The following is a 20,193-nucleotide window of genomic DNA, read 5'->3' on the forward strand; positions in this document are numbered from 1 at the left end:
ATGATCAATTATTTAAAATCATTTTTTCTATATGAGATAATAAAAGGTTTGGCTTTGACTTTAAGATATTTTTTTAAAGCTAAAGTCACAATCAATTATCCTTATGAAAAAAGCCCAGTGAGCCCAAGATTTAAAGGTGAGCATGCTTTGCGTCGTTATGAAAACGGCGAAGAACGTTGCATCGCTTGTAAGCTTTGTGAGGCTATTTGTCCGGCACAGGCAATAGTTATTGAAGCGGATGAGCGAGAAGACGGTAGTAGACGCACCACCCGTTATGATATAGACATGACTAAATGTATTTATTGTGGGCTATGCCAAGAAGCTTGCCCCGTCGATGCGATAGTCGAAGGTCCAAATTTCGAATTTGCAAGCCTAACCCACACAGCTCTTATTTATGATAAAGAGAGATTACTGCAAAACGGTGATAGATGGGAGCAGGCATTAGCTAATAAGTTACATAAGGGCTATGAGTATAGATAGTAATATACTCTTTTATTGGAATATAATTATGTTAAAAGATCCAAATCATCATATACCAAAGGAATTTACAGAAAGTATTTACGGAGTAAAAGTTTATTGTACTTATAACTCTGAGCCGCCGACTAGTATTATTATAGATGTAGCTAAATCGTTTAACACCGGTAACAACCATAATTATTTAGCTGTATTTAGTAACCTCATAAAAAATGTATATGATAGTTTGACTAATAATCCATCTACTATAGAATATAGTCATTTTATGACTATGCTCTCGATAATTTCTGATCATCGTACAAATGTAGTTTCTAATGATGATATACTAATTAGCTGGGACTATATTGCATATTGTAGATACTTATATATGAACCCATCTAAAGCTATTGAAACCTTTAAAAAACATTTCCCATCTTGCACAGAAATAAAAATTGAACCTCCTGTTTTTCTTGCTTCGGTAGATAATTCTCTAAATGATTTTGCTCAACAAGGCATAACGCTTTCAGGAGTTCTTAATACTACTGCTGAAACATTCCCTGAAGTATAATTATAAAGTAAATTGCTTTTTAGCATATAGCTTAGTTTTTGTATCTTTTCCCTCCAACATCCATCATTAAATTTAGCTGAATTAATAATTCTAAAAAACGCGAGTTTCGAATTAATATAGCATAGGATTTAGCATATCAAGAGAGATGTAATAGAAGGTTTATTATCAGACATTTGATAATTTATCAGTGCTGCAACCATATGCACAAAGGCATTTGTAACTGATCTATGCCTTGAATGCTCAAACTTCCCCAATAGTTTAATTTTACTAAACACAGATTCTATTAATGCTCTTTTAAGCAATAATATTTTATCCAACATAGACATAAGTTTATTTTTCATATTTTTCTTTACCCTAGTTACCATAAAAATTCCTTGCTCTAAAAGTTGTTGAAATAATTGTTGTGAAATATAACCACGATCTCCGAATACTTTACCAAAAAGATTTTTGATCATCAGTTCCAGCTGTTTTCTATCATCCTTATTGCCAGGGCTAAAAGATGCTTTAACTATACCACCGGCTCTATTGTCATTGCTAAAGTAAAAGGGACCAGTAAATTGCACGAAAAAGGGACCAGAGAATTTGGTGTAACCTAATAAGGTTATAATGTGCAATATTCACTAGATAATTAATTAAAATAAATATCTAGTGATACAATGATAAGAATAAATATGTACACAACAATTATCACCCTTTATAAGCAAGGCAATAGTCAAAGAAATATTGCCAAACTAACGAGAATAGACCGTAAAACAGTAAGAAAAATAGTAAACCGTTATGTAGAGTCTGGTACAGAATCTCCTGCACCCTATGAACGATCTTCAGCACTGGATTCTTGGCACGAACAAATAATTGAGTTATTAGAAAAGAATCTAAGTTACATAAGAATTTTTGAAGAGTTAAAAATTCAAGGTTATACAAAAAGTTATGGTTCGCTAACCCGTTATATCAAAAAATATAAGATACAAAATAACAGTTGCATTCGTTTTCATACTTTAGCAGGAGAGGAAGCACAAGTAGATTTTGGTGACATAGGCTTACAGTATAATTCTAAGGGGCGTAGAGTTAAAGCATATGTATTTAATATGCGTTTAAGTTATAGTCGCCTTGATTATTATGAAGTAGTGTTTGATCAAAGTTGTCAAACATGGATACAATGTCATATCAATGCATTTAATTATTTTGCTGGCAGTCCAAAAGTAATAAAACTTGATAATCTTAAAGCTGGAGTGGTAGATAGCAATTTCTATGAGCCCGTATATCAGAAGGAATACAAACGTTTAGCTGATCATTATGGAATTTTACTTTCTCCTTGTCGTGTATATCAACCTCAAGAAAAAGGCAAAGTAGAATCAGGAATAAAGTATGTCAAAAATAATTTTTTTGCTGGACGTAAATTTCATAGATATGAAGAATTAACACATGATCTTGCTAACTGGTTAAATAAAGCAAATAACCGAATACATGGTACTACTAAAAAAATTCCTCAGGAACTATTTGAGCAAGAAGAAAGTAATAATTTAATGCCTTTACCATTAGAAACGTTTGATTTGTCATCGTGGCATAATCGAAAAGTAGCAAAAGATTGTCATATCACCATAGATAATAATTATTATTCCGTACCGGCAAAATATATATACAGTGAGGTACTGGTACAATTATCACCAAAACTTGTTCAAATATTTTCTATCCAAAATGATTTAATAGCAAGGCACGTTAGAACAGATGGCAAAGGAATATTTACCACTAATCCGTCTCATTATGCCAAATATAAACGTCTATGCCCAGGTTTTATAGAATATAGTGAACATTATCAACAACAAATGCAGCAGATAGGAAATAATTGCAGTTTATTATTAGAGTTATTACAACAAACACGAGTAAATGATTGGCAACGTTGTGCTAGAGGTATTATTTCTTTACGTAAGGTTTACAATGATGAGTTAATAGATAAAGCTTGTCATAGAGCATTACATTACGGTATAAGTTCTTACTCTAAAATTAAAAATATCTTAAATAGTAATGCAGTAAACTTACCATTGCCAGAGTTTGGAGGTCAGAATGCAGAACTTGCTTAATGACCTACGTAGTTTTAGATTATCAGGTATAGTCAATAGCTTAAATGAAAGGATTATTTATGCTCAAAATAATAAACTAGGATTTAAAGAATTTCTCTCACTATTATGTGAAGATGAAAAATCTCACCGTAAGGATAATAATTACCGTCGTCGTAAAAGTGCTGCTAAATTACCAGTCACTAAAAATTTAGAAGACTTTGATTTTCAGTTCCAACCAAGTATTGATGCCAAAGTAATAAGTGATTTATCTACTTGTGATTATATTAATACTAAGGGCAATGTCATATTCATAGGTAATTCTGGAACTGGCAAAACTCATCTTGCTATTGGATTAGCATTAAAAGCTTTAACACGAGAATACTCTGTATATTTTACTACGGTATCGGATATGCTTTATAATTTACATATTGCAAGAGCAGATAATAGCTATCACAAAAAAGTTAAATTACTCTTATCATTTGACTTATTAATTCTTGATGAGTTAGGTTTTAAGCAATTACCAAAACATTCAGTAGATGATTTTTTTAATATTATTGCTAAACGATATGAAAATAAATCTACCATTATTACCACAAACAAGGATTTTGAAAGATGGAATGAAATATTTGCTGATGAGTTATTAACTCATGCAATTATTGATCGAGTAGTACATCATGCACATATACTAAACATCACAGGTAAAAGTTATCGTATTAATAACTATAAATTTGGAGGTCATTTGACATAAAAATTTTTACATATAGTGGTCCCTTTTTCGTGCAATTTACTGGTCCCTTTTTATTTGACAATGACACTATTAATTATTAGATGTAGTTTAAGTCCATAGAACCAACCTTTTGTTGTCTTACTGCGTGCTGCTATGCCGGCGAACACTTTATTCATTGAAATACGGTATCTCTTACATACCTCTATACTACTTGAATCTACAAAAGAAAGGCCATCACACTGATCCAAAATAGAATTGAATATCAGTACTAATAGTGGTAAATGTGGACCTATTATTTTTATAAATTGACTATAGCTTACTAATTGAAAATCTCTTTGATGATAAATCCATATTTGCTTCAGATAATAATTCTTAAAACAATCATAAGATGACTGCCAGTAGCCTATTATAATTGTTATTACCTCACTTCTGTTAAGTCGACTTTTAGGACCAGATTTGTTGTTATGGTTAGTAATTGAATTTGTATGCTTGTCTAATTCTTGAAAAAAATCATCGACGTAACAAAATATTTCTGTAAAATCCATTATCATAGGTTATTGCTCTTAAAGTTTTTTCAATAACCTATAAACTTTTTTCTTATACTATAAATACCATATTTTAATTAGCAATTTGTATTTTGTACTCACTTTATAACAAAAACAGTATTATCAATATCCCCGTAACCCACTGTTTATCAGCTATACAGCGACTTTTTGAATACGAAACTCGCGTTAAAAAAGTAGCTATTAATAATAGCAACTAATGCAAATTAACTCACCACAAATTTAAAGTATAGCTTAATGCGATAAGGTAGTGACTTTTTTTTAAGAGCATAGTAAACTGCATCAAAAAAGTGCTCAAAATTAGAAACAGTTTTTCTTATTTCGTTCTTGATTTTAAACCAGTAATGCTCAATAGGATTTAAATCTTACTATTACCCACAAATTTTACCACTAACAATTGATAGCATCATTACGCTCTCTTGAAGGATTTCATATCCCCGCCATAAAGACATTGCTCCGGGCAACCCATCACTCTTTCTTGCCATAAAGCCTCCTAATTTACCAAGCAAAATAATAGCTTCTTTTATATTTGGAGGCTTGCCAGGAGTATTATTTGTTCTGTGCACGCGCATATAAAGCGTTTTCCATTCTTGGGTGGTAAGTATGCTATCGCAGCTCTCTTCAGGACAAGTTGAGGCTATTTTTGATAAATATAAAATTTTAAAAGCAATGAGGCTTTTTATGGCAATTAATTTTTGTAGCTTTGTTTCGGCAGATAAGCGAGAGGCTTCTATCTTGCATCCTGATTTCAGAACTCTAAAATATTCTTCTATTTTCCATCTTAGCTTATACCAAGTTATACGCTCAACAGCATCTTCAAAGCTACTCACGGGGATGTTGGTCAGTATAGTCCAATCGATTGCCTCTACTCCAACAGGGGCATTAATTTCTTTAGCGCTTACAACATAAACAGCTAATTTGTCACTGATTTTGTGATCAGTATTTTCAGGGCCATATAAAGATACAGACCTAATTGGTATGTGCCCATATGTGTATTTAATTTCAACATTTGCTTTTCTTGCTTTATGAAGTCCATTGCCTGGGATTTTCAGTCTAATCTCTTTCTTGGACTGTAGCTTACTTATTTTCGTTTGTATTTTTGTTTTACCATTTTCCGGGCAAATAAATTTCCTATCCTGTCTGTTGCGAATTACAAATTCTGCAGCTGATTCTTCAATTTTCCATAACAAATCAAAGATATCTGCTTCTCTATCTCCAACCGTAATAACTCTAGTATTTTCAGGAATATTGGCAATTGTTTCCTCAAACGCGTTAATCCATTTATAGCTTTCTTTATCTTTGATGTGAGTGATATACTTACGCCTTGCTTTTTCCTTCTGATCCTCTTCCCTTGCGATACGTGCCCAACATTGCTGAGAGGTAAGGCCTAAAGGCAGACCTCCTGGCGTCACTATAATAGTACTATGCATAATAAGACCCTGTTTGTGCTTTGTATAAGCTTTGGAGATACTGCCTAGCCCTTTTGTCTTAATATGAGTGTCATAATCCAGGTAAGTTGTATCCTGAATTGCAAACACTAAATTTTTGCCTTGGATTCTATTTTGTGTTTCCACATGATGCGAAGAATAGACTTCATCTATATCAAACTTATCATTGCTAAATAGTCTGTAAGCTCCCTTCGCATCTTTCCAGGATCTGCAACTTTGATTTATTGTGCCGGATGCTTTGCTATCAAGTAAGTTACTGGTTTTAATAAGCCGATTTATAAGTCTTTTATCTTTAAAGTCAACATGCCTGAGCTCATTCTCTAACCAACCAGTGCTTGATATATTTATCCCGTATGTTACTATATCTTGCATATCGCCTATCCTTCTTATTTAAAATGATCAGTGAATACTCTAGCAGCATTTTATAATTGTGGGTAATAGTAAGGATTTAAATCAGGAGAGTAAGTTGGTAAAAAACGCGAGTTTCGTATTCATAAAGTCGCTGTATAGCTGATAAATACTGGGTTACGGTGGATATTGATAATACTGTTTTTGTTATAAAATGGGCTTAAAATGCATAAATTTTCAGCAATTTGTCTTTTTTGACTCCAATTATTACAGTATGAAACTTATCCAATCTCCCAAAAGCCTTAAAAAATCAGGATTGTGGCAAATTCCTTAACTATAATTTAGGCATCTTAATACGAAACTCGCGTTAAAAATAAAATACTGCAACCAAAAGATTCAATTAACGTTTTCACTTTTGTACTTTTATGAAAATTAATATTATCCATTACTACTATCTGACCAGGCTTTAACTCTTTGATCAATATCTCTTGTACATAAGTTTCAAAAATGTCCTTATTACATGTCCCATCAAATATTATTGGGGCAATAATATCTTTGGCAGACACCCCAGCAATCATACTAATCAGTGATTTATGTTGATAGACCCTTTCACCATAACATCTTTGACCGATAATGCTCCACCCGTGTTCTCTACAGCTATTATCTTCTATCCCAGATTCATCGATAAATACTAAATCTTGTTTGTCTATAGTTTTTAGTTTCAATATAAACTCATTCCTTAGACCAACATCTCTTTTGGGATGAAGAAAAGTTTTTTTTATAACTATAACCTAATTTATTAAGCAATCTTGATATCGTACTTGCAGATACTTTTTGACTCCAGTTGTTAGCTAGTTCCATGGTGGTTTTATCAAAATTTAATTCTATAAATTTTTTAAATCCCTCTATGTCTCTTATTATTCTACGATGTCCTGTATGATAACCACTTTTTGCTTTGATATCGCCGGTTTGTTTCTTTCAAAACTTACGCTATGTTTGGTTCTAAATATCGTAAAGATGGAGAACGAAGCTGTTGTTGCATATAGTCATCTAAAAGCCCTAACTTTATTTGGTAGACCGTTTTACCTATTTTATTTGCAGTTCTTTTGAGAAAAGCCCAAACTAGAAATGCACAACTAATGTGATTACGTTGGATACGCTGTTTTCTGCATTGGCAACGTTCTATACCAGTCAGTTGCTTAATTTTTCTATGCATGCTCTCAATTACCCATCGCAAGCCAAACTCATCTTGTGCAGCTTTAGAAGATTTTTGAGTTTTGTTATTGGTAACAACATAATCAACTCTGTTGGTAGAAACAGTAAATTTAAACAAATTAACATGCTTATTTTTGGCAAATCCTTTTATATGAATCTCCATTCCATTCTTAATTTCTTCATCTGAAAACGTCAACTTGCTAACAGCTTTATAAGGCTCGTAATCACACGTTTTACTAACATTTCTATTGGCTTTAATAGGGGCATAATAATATTTGCCCAAGGAGTCAACATGTTGCATAATTTTGTGTGTAGCATACCATGTGTCAAAAAGTACAGTTTGAAAAGGAATCTTTTTACTATAAACAGCATTATTGAACATCTTTAGTAGGTGATCTAGTTTCGTCGCTCCATCATGATCAGATGAAAAAATGCGATAATCTATTACCCAAAACTTATCAATATCGGGGTTATAATATACAAGACTCACTACTCCTATACCGGTAGTAACTCCACCTGTAGCTCCACTATACTGCGATCTAGCAACCTCTATTTTCTTTGTGTTCCTTTTGTTTAACACCGTATCATCAAATATTGTATATCCGTTAGATGAAAAGATAACATCATTCTTAATGTGTTCCCATAACAAAGAAGGAGTATATTTTTCATTTTCTAAAAATCTATTAATAACATCATGGCTACATTTCTTGGCATGTTCAGCGTAGTAGGTTAAACTATAATTCTTTTGGCTAATTGTTAAAAATTGACAGTAATCTGTTCTATTAATTGGTATTGCTTGCAATCTGTTCCTCTTTGACATGTTTAATTATTCTTACAATAATTTATCACTCTTCCACTCATAGCGTAAGTTTTGCTTTAATTTTTTCCATTCTATTATAGTCTTCCTACTAATAGAGTATATCTCAGAAGTCTCTTTTATTGTTTTACCATCTGTTAAACTTTTTATTACTCATATTCTTAAATCGTATGAATATGCCTTTGCCATAAGTTTTTCATTTAGTATAATCTAACTCATACTCTAAGTCACTATCTTATCACATTAAGCTATATGTGTGGCTTATTCTACACACGGTGTCATATTTTTTATGATTTTAATTAGAAGTTATTTAATAAAATTTAAATAGTTTGTTGTATCATCAAGTTACAGTTAAGTATAAAAGCTTAATTTTTTAAAAATAAATTAAAAAAAGGTGCTATATGAGTAATAAGAATGGTAATAAACTGTAATAGTTGAGATTTTATCTTACATTTAGTAAAATAAATTAATTATTAAATGGAGATAAGAAATGAACTTAAATCAAAAAATAATAAAGCCAAAATTAGGATTACTAGAACTCGCTAAGAGTCTTGGTAGCATATCATCAGCATGTAAAGCGATGTGATATAGTAGAGATAGTTATTACAGATTTAAAGAACTGTATGAAACTGGTGGTGAAGAAGCGTTGTATGAGATTAGCCGGAAGAAGCCAATAATAGCGAATAGAGTTGATCCAGCGATAGAGAAGGCAGTAATGGATATGGCAATAGAATATCCAGCATATGGACAGATTCGAGTATCAAATGAGCTTAAGAAGAGCGGTATACTTGTATCACCTGGAGGAGTGAGATCAATTTGGTTACGTAATGATTTAAACAATATCAATAAAAGGCTTAAAGCATTAGAAGCAAGGATGGCTCAGGATGGTATTGTACTTACTGAATCTCAGTTACAAGTACTAGAGAAACGACGTAGCGAAAAAGAAGCCCATGGCGAGATTGAGACACAGCATTCAGGTTATCTAGGATGCCAAGATACATATTATGTAGGAAATTTTAAGGGTATAGGTAAGGTTTATTCTCAGGTATTTATTGATAGCTATAGCAGAGTAGCTGATGCTAAACTATATATACTGATAAAACAGCTTTAACTGCTGCTGATATGCTTAATGACCGCGTGTTACCATGGTATGAAACTCAAGGCATACCAATACTTCGTATTCTGACAGATTGTGGGTCAGAATATAAGGGAAATATAGAGCATCATGCTTTTGAATTATTTCTAAGTATCGAAGGTATAGAACATACTATTACTAAAGCATATTCTCCTCAAACAAATGGTATGTGTGAACGTTTTAATAAAACTATGAAACAAGAATTCTTTGATACAGCTATGCGGAAAAAGATCTACACTGATCTTGATGATTTACAATTAGATCTTGATATTTGGTTAGAGCATTTCAATAATGAGCGACCACATTCAGGAAAATATTGTTATGGTAAAACGCCTATGCAAACTTTTAAGGATAGTAAGAAATTAGCTATTGAAAAGAACAATGAAATCTTATATCTTGAATACTTATCTGACAGTCATAATTTATCAGATATTCAGATATAATTTTTATAGTGTCTGTAAGATCAAATCTTGACTTCTACAAATAAACCTACTGAAAAAAAGTAGATCAAATAAAGCTTAGGTTAAAAGGGGATGTTGATCCAAAACATAAATCATCCGAATTAGAGAAAATAAAAAAAGATTTAAAAGATCATAAAAAAGCTACTAGTACACCTAAAAAACCGCAAGTGTCTTTTAGTCAGGATATAGCTGGACGTCCACCAAAAGGAGGCAAAACAGGCGGAAGAGGAATGATAATTTAGAAATTATTATTACTGTGACTTTATCTAATATTTAAGCGTTATTTTTTGTTTAACAGGTACAACAGTTATATTAAGTTTTAATTGATATTTTTTAGTTCTAGGATATATAATAAATAATTCATCTAGGGCTAAATGTTTTATAGTGTAAAAAAATTATATCATGAAATTTCGAACCCTACATTCGAAATTTTATATTATTCATCAAGATTTATTTACGCAATTCCCTTAAACACCTCAATAGCTTTTGCTCGTGATAATCCATAGTCAACTATCGGTTTAGGGTAGTTATTATACATTTTGTGGAAATTTATATTGTGGGTAATGTGCGGTTGGACATTTTTTAAGATGGGTAAATATTTCTTGATATATTCAGCGTCTGGGTCAAAATTTTTCCCCTGAGTATAAGGGTTAAAAATACGGAAATAAGGCTGAGCGTCAGTACCGCACGAGCTTGCCCATTGCCATCCGCCAACATTAGAAGCGAGTTCGTAGTCCATAAGATACTGAGCAAAAAACTCTTCGCCCTTCCGCCAATCTAAAAGCAAATTCTTGCTGAAGAAACTAGCAACTATCATTCTTGCCCTATTATGCATCCAGCCATCACCGACTAACTGCTTAACTGCTGCATCTATTATAGGATAACCGGTTTCTGCGTTAATAAATTTATCGAAATATTCTTTTTTGTTATTCCATGGAATTTTATTTTTGTATTTTTCTAAGAATTCCTCATTAACAGTGTTTGGAAAATGATATAAAATAGTTGCATAAAACTCTCGCCAAATTAGTTCATTAATCCACGTTATACTACCTGGATTTGAATCAGCATTAAAAGCCTTACGATAACATTCTCTTATCGATACAAGCCCGAATCTTAAATAAGGTGAGATAGTGCTTGTGCCGTCAAGATATAAAAAATCCCGATCAATTTTGTAACGATTTATTCTTCTTGTAATGAATTTATCTAAAACATTCTGAGCATTTTTAGGCTGCCAAAGCTCATCTTCTTTATATACATAACCGATTTGTTTTAAAGCTTCAGATTCCCCTATATTTAGATCAATAGTTTTTAGTTCTATATCTTGCGGCGTATATAATTTACCATCTAAATTATAACTATAATTTGTTAGTAGCTTATTATGTGATATACTTCCATTATCTGCTATAAATTTGCGGAAAGCCTGCATATAAGGAGTATAGACTTTATAAGCCTTATTATCTTTTGTTAAAACTCTATCAGGTTTTATAAGTAAATGATCGCAGTATAAATTAAGTGTGCAGTTACTGCCTAACAACTCCTGAACTTTTTTGTCTCGTTCTATATTGCTTAGTTCATAATCTTCGTCAGCATATATATTTTCGATTTTTAGAGTAGCTGCGAGTTTTGGAATAATATCCAAAGGCTTGCCGTAAAATACTAGCAACTTTCCTTTCAGCTTTTTGAGTTCATCATTAATTAAACAAAGTGTATTGGCTAAAAAGGAAAGCCGTCTGTCATGTGGATTTTTAAACCTTTCTAGGATAGTGGTATCGAAAATAAATATAGGTAGGATTTTATCAGAATTATGAAGTGCTGCTGCAAATGATTTATTATCATGTAGCCGTAAATTACGCCGTAACCAAACTATAGAAGTTTTGTTCATAGATATACTCGATTATTTTCATCTCATGGCTTGTGAACTAGATTTAGTTAAAAATATCAAAATTGATACATACTTCAAGTTGTTTTTCTGGATCTAGTTCCTAAGCCACGGAGGGCATTGCCCGCGTGGATCGGAAAACGCCCTCGGTGTCATACCGTGGCTTGACCACGGTATCCAGAAAAGCAACTCTTAACACTAACAATTTTAGTATTTTAAGCTGGATCCCGCTACAAGCTCGCGGGATGACAGAGGAAAAATTGATCCATGCGGGCAATGCCTCCACGGAATGAAAACGAGTCTTAAATTGACATCCATGTGCTTCCACGGGAATGACAAAGAAGCTAATAAATTTACTGTAATTCTTTGCTTATTAATCTCTTAGGGTTTAATTCCCCGAAGGTCTGCTTCGTGATATACTAGATGCATGGAAGAAAGCAGTTATATACATAAAAGTGATAATGTCACAGTACTAATATATCATTTAGTAACACCGGCAAAGTATAGAAGAGTAATATTCAAAGAGGAACTAGACGATTATTTATGTAAAATTTGTGAGGACATAGAAGCTCGTTATGAAATTAGATTTTTGGAAATAGGAGTAGATAAAGAACATGTACATTTTTTACTACAGTCAATACCAATGTATAGCCCAACAAAAATAACTCAAATCATAAAAAGTATTACATCTAAGGAAATGTTTAAGAAATATCCAAATCTTAAAGAAAAATTATGGGGAAGTGAGTTTTGGAGTAAAGGATATTTTATGAGCACAGTAGGTAAACATGGTGATGAGCGGAAATTACGTAATTATGTAAAAAATCAAGGTTCAGGCAAACCTTCTTATAAAGCATTTCAACAAAAACAGTTAAAACTTTTTGGATAGATACCTCGTAGCTCTGCTGCGAGGAGTATCATTTATTTTTATATATTTCTTGCACTTTTGGATTTAGGTCATTTTCTAAAGCTTTAGATATTATATCTACTCCAACTGTAGATAACTCTCTCATAAATTTAGGACTTATGCCATCCAGTATAGCTTAATGCGATAAGATAGTGACTTAGAGTATGAGTTAGATTATACTAAATGAAAAACTTATGGCAAAGGCATATTCATACGATTTAAGAATACGAGTAATAAAAAGTTTAACAGATGGTAAAACAATAAAAGAGACTTCTGAGATATACTCTATTAGTAGGAAGACTATAATAGAATGGAAAAAATTAAAGAAACAAACCGGCGATATCAAAGCAAAAAGTGGTTATCATACAGGACATCGTAGAATAATAAGAGACATAGAGGGATTTAAAAAATTTATAGAATTAAATTTTGATAAAACCACCATGGAACTAGCTAACAACTGGAGTCAAAAAGTATCTGCAAGTACGATATCAAGATTGCTTAATAAATTAGGTTATAGTTATAAAAAAAACTTTTCTTCATCCCAAAAGAGATGTTGGTCTAAGGAATGAGTTTATATTGAAACTAAAAACTATAGACAAACAAGATTTAGTATTTATCGATGAATCTGGGATAGGAAGATAATAGCTGTAGAGAACACGGGTGGAGCATTATCGGTCAAAGATGTTATGGTGAAAGGGTCTATCAACATAAATCACTGATTAGTATGATTGCTGGGGTGTCTGCCAAAGATATTATTGCCCCAATAATATTTGATGGGACATGTAATAAGGACATTTTTGAAACTTATGTACAAGAGATATTGATCAAAGAGTTAAAGCCTGGTCAGATAGTAGTAATGGATAATATTAATTTTCATAAAAGTACAAAAGTGAAAACGTTAATTGAATCTTTTGGTTGCAGTATTTTATTTTTACCAACTTACTCTCCTGATTTAAATCCTTACTATTACCCACAAATTTTACCACTAACAATTGATAGCATCATTACGCTCTCTTGAAGGATTTCATATCCCCGCCATAAAGACATTGCTCCGGGCAACCCATCACTCTTTCTTGCCATAAAGCCTCCTAATTTACCAAGCAAAATAATAGCTTCTTTTATATTTGGAGGCTTGCCAGGAGTATTATTTGTTCTGTGCACGCGCATATAAAGCGTTTTCCATTCTTGGGTGGTAAGTATGCTATCGCAGCTCTCTTCAGGACAAGTTGAGGCTATTTTTGATAAATATAAAATTTTAAAAGCAATGAGGCTTTTTATGGCAATTAATTTTTGTAGCTTTGTTTCGGCAGATAAGCGAGAGGCTTCTATCTTGCATCCTGATTTCAGAACTCTAAAATATTCTTCTATTTTCCATCTTAGCTTATACCAAGTTATACGCTCAACAGCATCTTCAAAGCTACTCACGGGGATGTTGGTCAGTATAGTCCAATCGATTGCCTCTACTCCAACAGGGGCATTAATTTCTTTAGCGCTTACAACATAAACAGCTAATTTGTCACTGATTTTGTGATCAGTATTTTCAGGGCCATATAAAGATACAGACCTAATTGGTATGTGCCCATATGTGTATTTAATTTCAACATTTGCTTTTCTTGCTTTATGAAGTCCATTGCCTGGGATTTTCAGTCTAATCTCTTTCTTGGACTGTAGCTTACTTATTTTCGTTTGTATTTTTGTTTTACCATTTTCCGGGCAAATAAATTTCCTATCCTGTCTGTTGCGAATTACAAATTCTGCAGCTGATTCTTCAATTTTCCATAACAAATCAAAGATATCTGCTTCTCTATCTCCAACCGTAATAACTCTAGTATTTTCAGGAATATTGGCAATTGTTTCCTCAAACGCGTTAATCCATTTATAGCTTTCTTTATCTTTGATGTGAGTGATATACTTACGCCTTGCTTTTTCCTTCTGATCCTCTTCCCTTGCGATACGTGCCCAACATTGCTGAGAGGTAAGGCCTAAAGGCAGACCTCCTGGCGTCACTATAATAGTACTATGCATAATAAGACCCTGTTTGTGCTTTGTATAAGCTTTGGAGATACTGCCTAGCCCTTTTGTCTTAATATGAGTGTCATAATCCAGGTAAGTTGTATCCTGAATTGCAAACACTAAATTTTTGCCTTGGATTCTATTTTGTGTTTCCACATGATGCGAAGAATAGACTTCATCTATATCAAACTTATCATTGCTAAATAGTCTGTAAGCTCCCTTCGCATCTTTCCAGGATCTGCAACTTTGATTTATTGTGCCGGATGCTTTGCTATCAAGTAAGTTACTGGTTTTAATAAGCCGATTTATAAGTCTTTTATCTTTAAAGTCAACATGCCTGAGCTCATTCTCTAACCAACCAGTGCTTGATATATTTATCCCGTATGTTACTATATCTTGCATATCGCCTATCCTTCTTATTTAAAATGATCAGTGAATACTCTAGCAGCATTTTATAATTGTGGGTAATAGTAAGATTTAAATCCTATTGAGCATTACTAGTTTAAAATCAAGAACGAAATAAGAAAAACTGTTTCTAATTTTGAGCACTTTTTTGATGCAGTTTACTATGCTCACGCGAGTTTCGAATTAATATAGCATAGGATTTAGCATATCAAGAGAGATGTAATAGAAGGTTTATTATCAGACATTTGATAATTTATCAGTGCTGCAACCATATGCACAAAGGCATTTGTAACTGATCTATGCCTTGAATGCTCAAACTTCCCCAATAGTTTAATTTTACTAAACACAGATTCTATTAATGCTCTTTTAAGCAATAATATTTTATCCAACATAGACATAAGTTTATTTTTCATATTTTTCTTTACCCTAGTTACCATAAAAATTCCTTGCTCTAAAAGTTGTTGAAATAATTGTTGTGAAATATAACCACGATCTCCGAATACTTTACCAAAAAGATTTTTGATCATCAGTTCCAGCTGTTTTCTATCATCCTTATTGCCAGGGCTAAAAGATGCTTTAACTATACCACCGGCTCTATTAATTATTAGATGTAGTTTAAGTCCATAGAACCAACCTTTTGTTGTCTTACTGCGTGCTGCTATGCCGGCGAACACTTTATTCATTGAAATACGGTATCTCTTACATACCTCTATACTACTTGAATCTACAAAAGAAAGGCCATCACACTGATCCAAAATAGAATTGAATATCAGTACTAATAGTGGTAAATGTGGACCTATTATTTTTATAAATTGACTATAGCTTACTAATTGAAAATCTCTTTGATGATAAATCCATATTTGCTTCAGATAATAATTCTTAAAACAATCATAAGATGACTGCCAGTAGCCTATTATAATTGTTATTACCTCACTTCTGTTAAGTCGACTTTTAGGACCAGATTTGTTGTTATGGTTAGTAATTGAATTTGTATGCTTGTCTAATTCTTGAAAAAAATCATCGACGTAACAAAATATTTCTGTAAAATCCATTATCATAGGTTATTGCTCTTAAAGTTTTTTCAATAACCTATAAACTTTTTTCTTATACTATAAATACCATATTTTAATTAGCAATTTGTATTTTGTACTCACTTTATAACAAAAACAGTATTATCAATATCCCCGTAACCCACTGTTTATCAGCTATACAGCGACTTTTTGAATACGAAACTCGCGTTATGCTCTTAAAAAAGTCACTACCTTATCGCATTAAGCTATATAGCTTCAATCAATAAGGTTGATACATGAAATTTTACGAGTCTCGATTGTGCTCACGTATTTTTATACGCTCCGCAATCTCGCTCGTAAATTTAATGTCTAAACCTTATTGCTTTTTGTTATATATTTTTGGTTAGTATATTTCCTGAGATTGATCCTTTTTGCTAGGTACATAATCAAAAACGTCATCATTATAATTGTTGTCTATGATTTCGCTGTCATCTTCAATTATCAGGATGTTATTGATCTTAAATGCTTCCATAACAGAACCACCAGGCGTGATTTGACCAGTTGCTCTATCTACAGCTTGTAATTTTATTGAATCAGGTACTTTAAAAGGTAGGGAAGGCTCATCTTTATAAGCGTTACTCATAAAATCAATAAAAATAGGCAATACTACGCTTGATCCTGTTGCTCTTCTTCCTAGAGTTCTTGGCGTATCATATCCAACATAACTCCCTACAACTATTTTGGGCGTGAAGCCTATAAACCATGTATCTTTATTATCGTTACTAGTACCAGTTTTTCCGCCGATAATTTTCCCTAATTTCTTTGCAGAGTAAGCAGTTCCCCTATCTACTACACCTGTTAAAAGTGAAGTAATTTGATAGTCACTTGCTGCATCCGTGACCATATAAATATTTTCTGGAGGAATTTCTAATATTGCGTTATCTAAATTACTATCTGAAACGTTGCAAGTTGTGCATTCTCTATCATCTCTGCGATAAATAACTTTGCCGTTACGATCTTTAATTAATTCCACGAAATGTGGTTTGATCCTTTTACCACCATTAGCTATTATGCCGTAAGCATTAGTTATTCTCTCAAGTGTTGTTTCAATAGAACCAAGTACCATAGAATAGACTTTTTGTGGATTATCATTAATTCCAAATCGCTTAATTATATCAACAATTTTGGTGAGTCCCACCGCAGTTGCTACTCTAACTGTTACAAGATTACGAGATTTTTCAAGTCCTGTACGCATAGTAATTGGTCCTAGAAACTTACCCTCATAATTTTTAGGACGCCAGCTTGGCATGCCAGGACCTTGCGAAATCTCAATAGGACCATCGTTAAAAATCTGATTTGGTTTAACTCCATTTTCAAGAGCTGCTAGATAAACAAAAGTTTTACTTAAAGAACCTGGTTGACGAAGTGCCTGTGTTACCCTGTCAAATTTACTAGCAAAGAAATCATATCCGCCGACGCTTGCAAGTACCTGTCCAGTATTTGGATTCATGACCATAATAGCACCGTTTACTTCTGGAATTTGCCGTAATGCATAATAATCTTTTACAGGTTCTACAACTATTACATCACCCTTTGTTAGTAGCTTTTTAGCTGATTTAAGCTCACTTTTTGCCCATTTCATTTCAGAAATAGGGATTTTAGATTTAGCTCCGCTTGCAAAACCGATCTCAGCCTGAGTATCAGTAACTTCCAAAACTACAGCAATTTTATATTCTAGAAGCGATGGTGTAGTTGGTAATTTTTTTAATTCTTCTTGCCAGTTATTAAGCGAAATAGTAGCTATAGCTTTTGTGAAACCACGTTTTCTATCAAAATCTCTAAGACCTTTTCGTAGTGACTCTTCAGCAAATTTTTGCATTTTAGCATCTAAAGAAGTAATAATAGTAAGACCGCTAGTATAAAATTCATCTTTACTACCTAGCATTTTAATTACTTCATCCCTAACTTGCTCAGCATAATAATCAGCCGTAACAGTTTCATCTTGGTCTCGCTTTCGTAGCGTAATTGGACTATCTACTGCCTCTTTTGCTGCATCGCTTGTGATATAACCATCTTCTAGCATCCGCATGATTACATAATCACGACGAGCTTTAACTCTAGAATAGTTTCTCTCAGGATTAAGCTCAGAAGGAGCTTTAGGTAATGCTGCAATAAAAGCTGACTCCGCAATAGTTAGCTCCTCTACTGATTTGTTAAAATAATTTTGTGCGGCAGTAGCAACCCCATACGCACCACGTCCAAAAAATGTTTGATTAAGATATAATTCTAAAATCTGATCTTTAGTAAATACTCTTGAGATCATATAAGATAAAATCGCTTCTTTAATCTTACGCTGAAATGACACCTCATTGGTAAGTAGAAAATTCTTTACTACCTGCTGAGTAATTGTGGAAGCCCCCTCCATACGCCTATGATGAAGAAAATTTGATATGTTGAGAAATGCTGCCCTAACTATTCCAAATAAATCAACCCCTTGGTGGTTATAGAAGTTTTTATCCTCTGCAGCAATAAAGCTTTCTTTTAATGAGGTAGGAATACTGTTAATTGGAACAAATACACGTCGCTCAAAAGCATATTCCTCCATTAATTTCCCATCACGAGAATAAATACGTGTTACCGAGGGAGGATAATATCTTGCTAGCTGTCTATAATCAGGCAAATCACGAGAATAGTAATATATTATATAAGCTATAATCCCGCAACCTATCAAAAAAAGTAGAGCAAAAATTTTTAAACAAAAAAATAGAGATTTGTACATGTATAGATGATATTTTTTATATTAAAATGCCTGTTAAACTATTAAGTGCTGCTTTAGTAATTTTTACATTAATTGTTTTGCCAAGTAAATCTTTATTAGGGTTTGTGATATATACGGATTGCATATAAGGTGTTTTGCCTATAATTTGATCATCAAATTTACCATCACGATCAAATAAAACTTTCATTGTAGAACCTACACAACTTTCATTAAAAACTGGTTGCTGGTTTGAGAGTTCTTTTTGCAAAATAGTTAATCTTTCTGATTTAATATGCTCAGGCACTTGATCACTTCTTGTTGCACCAGGTGTACCAGGACGAGGACTATATTTAAAAGAATAACACTGACCGTATCTTACTTTGCGGACTAAATCTAAAGTATCTGCAAAATCTTCATCGGTTTCGCCAGGAAATCCAACAATAAAATCAGAAGACAAAACTATATCAGGTCTAGCTTTTCTTAAGCGATCGATTATGTCAAAGTAATAATCCCGATCATGTTTGCGGTTCATTGCCTTGAGTATTTTATTTGAACCTGATTGTACTGGAAGATGTAAGAATGGCATTAATTTAGGCTCTAAGCCATGTAAGCTTATTAAATCATCTGTCATATCTATCGGATGTGAAGTGGTGTAACGTAATCTCTCTAAATTTGGAATTTTTGCTAAATGCCTTATTAAATCAGCAAGAGTAAATACTTTATCGTCTGATGTTTTGCCGTGATAAGCATTAACATTCTGTCCAAGCAGCATGATTTCTTTAGCACCGCTACTAACTACCTTTAAGGCTTCTCTATAAATTTGTTCTACGTTTCTTGAAAATTCAGCACCTCTAGTATAAGGTACTACGCAAAAAGTACAAAACTTATCACACCCCTCTTGTACTGATATAAAGGCACTTACTCCTTGTGGATATAACTGTTCAGGTAATTGGTCAAATTTTGCTTCTTCAACAAAATCAAGATCGATTAAATGTTTTTCGTGCCTAACAACTTTAGAAATTAATTCAGGTAAATTATAATAAGATTGAGGACCAACTACGATATCGACGTAAGGAGTTCTGGTGAAAATTTCTTCTCCTTCGGCTTGTGCAACACAACCAGCTACTACTATTATTGCTGAATTTAGACCTTGCTTTTTTCGCACATCTTGTAATTTTTTAATGCGACCAAGTTCCGAGTAGGTTTTTTCTGCGGCTTTTTCTCTAATATGGCAAGTATTTAAAATAATGACATCTGCTTCCTCGATATTTTCTGTAGGCTCATAACCGTAAGGATATAGCAAGTCCTGCATCTTAACGGAGTCATACACATTCATCTGACATCCGTAAGTTTTAATATAAAGCTTCTTACTCATATATAATGTTTTGTAATACCTTAAAAGGTCTACATTATAATATATTTAAATAACTTT

Annotated in this window: 16 protein-coding genes and 3 pseudogenes; 8 read left to right on the forward strand and 11 right to left on the reverse strand. The window is 32.9% G+C overall.

Features of this window, described 5'->3' with window-relative positions; genetic code table 11:
• Positions 1–480 carry an NADH-quinone oxidoreductase subunit NuoI gene (nuoI, locus tag ACOAL3_RS09270; RefSeq protein WP_419234901.1) on the forward strand — a complete coding sequence of 160 codons (480 nt, stop codon included), beginning with the start codon at positions 1–3 and terminating at the stop codon, positions 478–480.
• Positions 467–1,021: a hypothetical protein gene (locus tag ACOAL3_RS09275; protein WP_419234902.1), complete on the forward strand. Its 555-nt coding sequence runs from the start codon at positions 467–469 to the stop codon at positions 1,019–1,021. Before nuoI ends, ACOAL3_RS09275 begins: the two co-directional genes overlap by 14 nt.
• A gap of 128 nt (positions 1,022–1,149) precedes the next feature.
• Here ACOAL3_RS09275 and ACOAL3_RS09280 read toward each other — a convergent pair.
• A pseudogene (locus tag ACOAL3_RS09280) lies at positions 1,150–1,539 on the reverse strand (transposase); the annotation flags it as partial.
• Between the two features lie 153 nt (positions 1,540–1,692).
• Here ACOAL3_RS09280 and istA point away from each other — a divergent pair.
• Together istA and istB are read left to right on the forward strand one after the other, a co-directional pair.
• Positions 1,693–3,099 carry an IS21 family transposase gene (gene istA / locus ACOAL3_RS09285; protein ID WP_419234561.1) on the forward strand — a complete coding sequence of 469 codons (1,407 nt, stop codon included), beginning with the start codon at positions 1,693–1,695 and terminating at the stop codon, positions 3,097–3,099.
• Positions 3,083–3,826, forward strand: coding sequence for an IS21-like element helper ATPase IstB (istB, locus tag ACOAL3_RS09290; RefSeq protein WP_419234522.1), 744 nt, complete (start codon positions 3,083–3,085; stop codon positions 3,824–3,826). The genes istA and istB overlap by 17 nt, the downstream gene beginning before the upstream one ends.
• 68 nt (positions 3,827–3,894) lie before the next feature.
• Here the strand turns inward: istB and ACOAL3_RS09295 are convergent.
• From ACOAL3_RS09295 to ACOAL3_RS09315, 5 genes and pseudogenes are all read right to left on the reverse strand, one after another.
• Positions 3,895–4,356, reverse strand: a pseudogene (locus ACOAL3_RS09295) (transposase); the annotation flags it as partial.
• Positions 4,357–4,739: 383 nt separating this feature from the next.
• The gene (locus ACOAL3_RS09300; protein ID WP_419234585.1) at positions 4,740–6,188 is read right to left on the reverse strand and encodes an IS4 family transposase; all 1,449 of its coding nucleotides are present in this window, start codon (positions 6,186–6,188) and stop codon (positions 4,740–4,742) included.
• Between the two features lie 326 nt (positions 6,189–6,514).
• Positions 6,515–6,889, reverse strand: a complete 375-nt coding sequence (locus ACOAL3_RS09305) for a transposase (RefSeq protein ID WP_419234903.1) — start codon at positions 6,887–6,889, stop codon at positions 6,515–6,517.
• 7 nt (positions 6,890–6,896) lie between these two features.
• Entirely contained in the window at positions 6,897–7,025 is a 129-nt protein-coding gene (locus tag ACOAL3_RS09310) for a hypothetical protein (RefSeq protein WP_419234904.1), read from the reverse strand.
• Positions 7,026–7,149: 124 nt separating this feature from the next.
• On the reverse strand, positions 7,150–8,181 hold the full coding sequence (locus tag ACOAL3_RS09315) for an IS701 family transposase (protein ID WP_473198143.1): 1,032 nt from the start codon (positions 8,179–8,181) through the stop codon (positions 7,150–7,152).
• 505 nt (positions 8,182–8,686) lie between these two features.
• Here ACOAL3_RS09315 and ACOAL3_RS09320 point away from each other — a divergent pair.
• A pseudogene (locus tag ACOAL3_RS09320) lies at positions 8,687–9,774 on the forward strand (IS481 family transposase).
• 472 nt (positions 9,775–10,246) lie between these two features.
• On the opposite strand, the gene ACOAL3_RS09325 reads toward ACOAL3_RS09320, so the two are convergent.
• Complete coding sequence (locus ACOAL3_RS09325; RefSeq protein WP_419234905.1) at positions 10,247–11,674, reverse strand: cryptochrome/photolyase family protein; 1,428 nt, start codon at positions 11,672–11,674, stop codon at positions 10,247–10,249.
• Positions 11,675–12,098: 424 nt separating this feature from the next.
• Here ACOAL3_RS09325 and tnpA point away from each other — a divergent pair, with 424 nt between their 5' ends.
• The 3 genes from tnpA to ACOAL3_RS09340 all read left to right on the forward strand — a co-directional run bounded on the left by tnpA (position 12,099) and on the right by ACOAL3_RS09340 (position 13,593).
• Positions 12,099–12,557: an IS200/IS605 family transposase gene (gene tnpA / locus ACOAL3_RS09330; RefSeq protein WP_419234618.1), complete on the forward strand. Its 459-nt coding sequence runs from the start codon at positions 12,099–12,101 to the stop codon at positions 12,555–12,557.
• 212 nt (positions 12,558–12,769) lie between these two features.
• Positions 12,770–13,144 carry a helix-turn-helix domain-containing protein gene (locus ACOAL3_RS09335; protein ID WP_395476636.1) on the forward strand — a complete coding sequence of 125 codons (375 nt, stop codon included), beginning with the start codon at positions 12,770–12,772 and terminating at the stop codon, positions 13,142–13,144.
• A gap of 101 nt (positions 13,145–13,245) precedes the next feature.
• Complete coding sequence (locus ACOAL3_RS09340; RefSeq protein ID WP_419235640.1) at positions 13,246–13,593, forward strand: transposase; 348 nt, start codon at positions 13,246–13,248, stop codon at positions 13,591–13,593.
• On the opposite strand, the gene ACOAL3_RS09345 is transcribed toward ACOAL3_RS09340, so the two are convergent.
• The 4 genes from ACOAL3_RS09345 to miaB all read right to left on the reverse strand — a co-directional run bounded on the left by ACOAL3_RS09345 (position 13,542) and on the right by miaB (position 20,136).
• Positions 13,542–14,990 carry an IS4 family transposase gene (locus ACOAL3_RS09345; protein ID WP_419234585.1) on the reverse strand — a complete coding sequence of 483 codons (1,449 nt, stop codon included), beginning with the start codon at positions 14,988–14,990 and terminating at the stop codon, positions 13,542–13,544. The two genes, ACOAL3_RS09340 and ACOAL3_RS09345, sit on opposite strands and share 52 nt — an antisense overlap.
• A 203-nt stretch (positions 14,991–15,193) precedes the next feature.
• Entirely contained in the window at positions 15,194–16,051 is an 858-nt protein-coding gene (locus ACOAL3_RS09350; RefSeq protein ID WP_419234519.1) for an IS982 family transposase, read from the reverse strand.
• Positions 16,052–16,406: 355 nt separating this feature from the next.
• Entirely contained in the window at positions 16,407–18,782 is a 2,376-nt protein-coding gene (locus ACOAL3_RS09355) for a penicillin-binding protein 1A (RefSeq protein WP_419234906.1), read from the reverse strand.
• 16 nt (positions 18,783–18,798) lie between these two features.
• The gene (gene miaB / locus ACOAL3_RS09360) at positions 18,799–20,136 is read right to left on the reverse strand and encodes a tRNA (N6-isopentenyl adenosine(37)-C2)-methylthiotransferase MiaB (RefSeq protein ID WP_419234907.1); all 1,338 of its coding nucleotides are present in this window, start codon (positions 20,134–20,136) and stop codon (positions 18,799–18,801) included.
• Between the last annotated feature and the right edge of the window lie 57 nt (positions 20,137–20,193).

It is taken from the genome of Rickettsia endosymbiont of Nabis limbatus, assembly GCF_965196655.1.
In the GTDB taxonomy this organism is placed as follows: Bacteria; Pseudomonadota; Alphaproteobacteria; order Rickettsiales; family Rickettsiaceae; genus Rickettsia.

What these genes read in the sequence shown, in the direction of transcription:
- nuoI (WP_419234901.1), top strand. Translation starts at nt 1, where the DNA reads ATGATCAATTATTTAAAATCATTTTTTCTATATGAGATAATAAAAGGT.
- ACOAL3_RS09275 (WP_419234902.1), top strand. Translation starts at nt 467, where the DNA reads ATGAGTATAGATAGTAATATACTCTTTTATTGGAATATAATTATGTTA.
- istA (WP_419234561.1), top strand. Translation starts at nt 1,693, where the DNA reads ATGTACACAACAATTATCACCCTTTATAAGCAAGGCAATAGTCAAAGA.
- istB (WP_419234522.1), top strand. Translation starts at nt 3,083, where the DNA reads ATGCAGAACTTGCTTAATGACCTACGTAGTTTTAGATTATCAGGTATA.
- ACOAL3_RS09300 (WP_419234585.1), bottom strand. Translation starts at nt 6,188, where the DNA reads ATGCAAGATATAGTAACATACGGGATAAATATATCAAGCACTGGTTGG.
- ACOAL3_RS09310 (WP_419234904.1), bottom strand. Translation starts at nt 7,025, where the DNA reads ATGGAACTAGCTAACAACTGGAGTCAAAAAGTATCTGCAAGTACGATA.
- ACOAL3_RS09325 (WP_419234905.1), bottom strand. Translation starts at nt 11,674, where the DNA reads ATGAACAAAACTTCTATAGTTTGGTTACGGCGTAATTTACGGCTACAT.
- tnpA (WP_419234618.1), top strand. Translation starts at nt 12,099, where the DNA reads ATGGAAGAAAGCAGTTATATACATAAAAGTGATAATGTCACAGTACTA.
- ACOAL3_RS09335 (WP_395476636.1), top strand. Translation starts at nt 12,770, where the DNA reads ATGGCAAAGGCATATTCATACGATTTAAGAATACGAGTAATAAAAAGT.
- ACOAL3_RS09345 (WP_419234585.1), bottom strand. Translation starts at nt 14,990, where the DNA reads ATGCAAGATATAGTAACATACGGGATAAATATATCAAGCACTGGTTGG.
- ACOAL3_RS09350 (WP_419234519.1), bottom strand. Translation starts at nt 16,051, where the DNA reads ATGATAATGGATTTTACAGAAATATTTTGTTACGTCGATGATTTTTTT.
- ACOAL3_RS09355 (WP_419234906.1), bottom strand. Translation starts at nt 18,782, where the DNA reads ATGTACAAATCTCTATTTTTTTGTTTAAAAATTTTTGCTCTACTTTTT.
- miaB (WP_419234907.1), bottom strand. Translation starts at nt 20,136, where the DNA reads ATGAGTAAGAAGCTTTATATTAAAACTTACGGATGTCAGATGAATGTG.